Annotated in this window: 3 protein-coding genes; 2 read left to right on the forward strand and 1 reads right to left on the reverse strand. The window is 72.2% G+C overall.

All coding sequences use genetic code 11. The annotated features are described in order from the left end of the window. Window positions 1-165: 165 nt before the first annotated feature. Window positions 166-360, reverse strand: a complete 195-nt coding sequence (locus AB0H87_RS40025) for a hypothetical protein (RefSeq protein WP_089254960.1) — start codon at window positions 358-360, stop codon at window positions 166-168. 267 nt (window positions 361-627) lie between these two features. Between AB0H87_RS40025 and AB0H87_RS40030 the strand changes: the two genes are divergently transcribed. Together AB0H87_RS40030 and pelF are read left to right on the forward strand one after the other, a co-directional pair. Continuing rightward, window positions 628-1,416: a CAP domain-containing protein gene (locus tag AB0H87_RS40030; protein WP_360158499.1), complete on the forward strand. Its 789-nt coding sequence runs from the start codon at window positions 628-630 to the stop codon at window positions 1,414-1,416. Window positions 1,417-1,551: 135 nt separating this feature from the next. After that, window positions 1,552-2,973: a GT4 family glycosyltransferase PelF gene (gene pelF / locus AB0H87_RS40035; RefSeq protein ID WP_360158502.1), complete on the forward strand. Its 1,422-nt coding sequence runs from the start codon at window positions 1,552-1,554 to the stop codon at window positions 2,971-2,973. Window positions 2,974-3,027: the final 54 nt, after the last annotated feature.

Here is a 3,027-nt window from a genome sequence, read left to right on the forward strand (position 1 = left end):
GGGGCTTCCCGGCAGTATGGGCGCCGACCTGCGGTGATACGGGCGACACGCCGAACGGCGGCGGTGCGTCCCGGAGGGCAAAAAGCTGCGCGCCGACACATGCGTGGCGGCGCGCTTCTGGTGGTGCGTGCGGGTCCTGCGAGCCGGATGTGACCGGCGTCGAGCTCAGGTCAGTGCGGGCTCAGGGAGCCGGAGCAGGCCATCTGCTTCGGCAGCCGCTGCGGCGAGCCGGTCGTTCTCGGCGCGCAACCGCGTGATCTCGAACTCGAGTGCCTGAACCCGGGCACGCAATCGGGTGACCTCGTCGAGCAGGCGCCGGTCGGGCGCCGAACCCACGTGGCCGTAGAGGGCCTTCGCCATATCGTCTCCTTGTAATGCGCAGCCGGAAATGGCCGGCCAACGCGCGCCCAATGCCTCGCGACGTCTGCCCACGGGCACAAGTGGGCACGATCGGGCGCGACTGGCGACAACTCCATGTTCCGCCTGCGGCCCGCGTTCGTCAAGCGCAACAAGAAAGCCTTAGGAATTCCTTAGGCAGATTGCCCGATTCCGCAGGTCACGTATAGCGTCCGGACCGGTTTGACGCAACAGGTTCGACCCGATGGGGTCGCGTTAGGAGGGACCGGGGTGCAGGACACGGAGCCCACGGGAAAGCACCGCAACCCGCGGCGTACGTTCGGCCCACTCGGTCTGGCGTTCGTGGTCATGATCATTCTAGGTGGCCTCGGCGCCGGCGCGGCACTGCTGCCGTCAAGCCTCGTCGGCAACTCCTCCAATGGTTCCGCGAAGGGCGCCATCGCCGGCCCGGGCGAGGGCGCTTTCGATGCCGACGTCGAAGGCGGTTCGGACAGCGACGGCTATTCGGGAGAGACGCTGTCCGCGCCGTCACCAACCCCGACGGCGGAGGTCGTGCCGACCAAGCCTCCGTCGCCGAAGCCGACGGTCCGCAAGACGACCCCCACGCCGAAGAAGACCACCGCGTCGCCGGCCAGGAAGCGGTCGACCACGACGGTCTCGACGAGCGGTGCCGGCGGCACCGAGCAGGCGAAGGTCGTCGCGGAGGTCAACCGCCAGCGCGCGATGAACGGCTGCGGCGCGGTGACCGTCAACGCGAAGCTCACCAAGGCCGCCCAGCTGCACAGCGTGGACCAGGCCGAGCACAACAAGATGTCGCACGACGGCAGCAACGGCAGCACGCCGTGGGACCGGGCCGGCGACCAGGGCTACAGCAACGCGATCGGCGAGAACGTCGCGATGGGCTACCGCACCGCCGACGCGGTGATGGAGGGCTGGATGAACAGCCCCGGCCACCGGGCCAACATCCTCAACTGCGACGCGAAGGCGATCGGGGTCGGGCTCGCGAAGGCCTCGGACGGCAGCCCCTACTGGACGCAGCTGTTCGGTTCGGTGGCCTGACTTTCAGGCCACGCGATCAGCAGCGCGAGGTGACACCGCTGTCTTCTTGACGACACGACCCCGTCGGCGCGCCGACGGGGTCGTTGCCTTCTGCATGACCCAGACCGCCGCCGCCGCGGCGCACGGAGTCCCGTCGTGCGCGTCGCACTGATCAACGAAGGCACCTACCCGTACGCGCCCGGAGGCGTCGGCACGTGGTGCCACCAGATTCTCAACGGGCTCGACGGGCACGAGTTCCACGTCGTCGCGCTCACCGGCCACGGTGGCGCGCGCGAGCCCGCGTACCCGGTGCCGAGCTCGGTCACCGCGGTCGACACGTACCCCGTGTGGGACCGGCCGGTCACCGCGCCGGGCCGGCTCGTCCGGCACCGCCGCGACCGGGCCGCCTCGGCCGCTGCCGTGCTGCTCTGCCGCGGCCTGCTCGGCGACGACCCGCACAGCGCGGGCATGTTCGCCGACGGGCTGCGCCGGCTCACCGAGCTGTCCGCGGACGGCACCCACCCGCTGCACGGCGTGGAGCTGGCCGAGGTGCTGCTCGACGCGTGGCAGGCGTCGTCCGGACCGACGGCCGGGCGGCCGCCGCTGCCCCGGCTCTCGCTGCGGGACGCCCGCGCCGCCGCGGTGCTGTTGGAGCACGCCGTCCGGCCGCTCGCGTACGCGACTCCCGAGGTCGACCTGTGCCACCCGGCCGCCGCGGGCCTGCCGGTGCTGGTCGCGCTGGCCGCCAAGTGGCGCGCCGGCGTGCCGTTCCTGCTCACCGAGCACGGCGTCTACCTGCGGGAACGCTATCTGGAGTACGGCGCCGCGATGCCGGTCGGCGTCAAGACCGTGCTGCTGCGCTTCTACCGCGCGCTGGCCCGGCTGGGCTACGCCGAGGCGACCCTCGTCGCCGCGGTCAGCCGGTTCAACCAGCGCTGGGAGCTGCGACACGGCGCCCACCCGGCCAAGGTGGTCGTGGTGCCCAACGGCGTCGAGCCGCTGCGCTACCCGGCGCTGGCCACCGAGCCGACCGTGCCGACGGTCACCTGGGTCGGCCGGATCGACCCACTCAAGGACCTGCACACGCTGATCCGGGCGATGCGGACCATCCGCGACGCGGAGCCGCTGGCCCGGTTGCGGCTGGCCGGCCCGGTGCCGGAGACGGGCCGGGACTACGCGGAGAGCTGCCTCGCGCTGATCGAGCGGCTCGGGCTGCGGGCGGCCGTCGACCTGTCCGGGCCGGTGACGAGCAGCCGGCAGGCGTACGCGCAGGGCCACGTGGTCGCGCTGTCCAGCATCTCGGAGGGCATGCCGTACACGATCATCGAGGCGATGATGTGCGGCCGGCCGACGGTCAGCACCGACGTGGGCGGCGTACCCGAGGTGGTCGGCGGCGCCGGCCTGATCGTGCCGCCGGGTGACCCGGTCGCGCTCGGCCACGCCTGCCTGGAGCTGCTCGGCGACCGCACCCGCCGCCGGACCCTGGGCGCTAACGGCCGGTCCCGCGCGCTCGCCCACTTCACGGTCGACCGGATGCTCGCCGCCTACCGGGCCTTGTACGCGGACGTCGCGGCATGAGCGAGCGAAGCGAGCGCAGTCAACACAGCCGCCCGCGCTCTTGCTCCGCCGACC

The sequence above is a fragment of the Asanoa sp. NPDC050611 genome (assembly GCF_040654855.1).
Classification (GTDB): domain Bacteria; phylum Actinomycetota; class Actinomycetes; order Mycobacteriales; family Micromonosporaceae; genus Asanoa.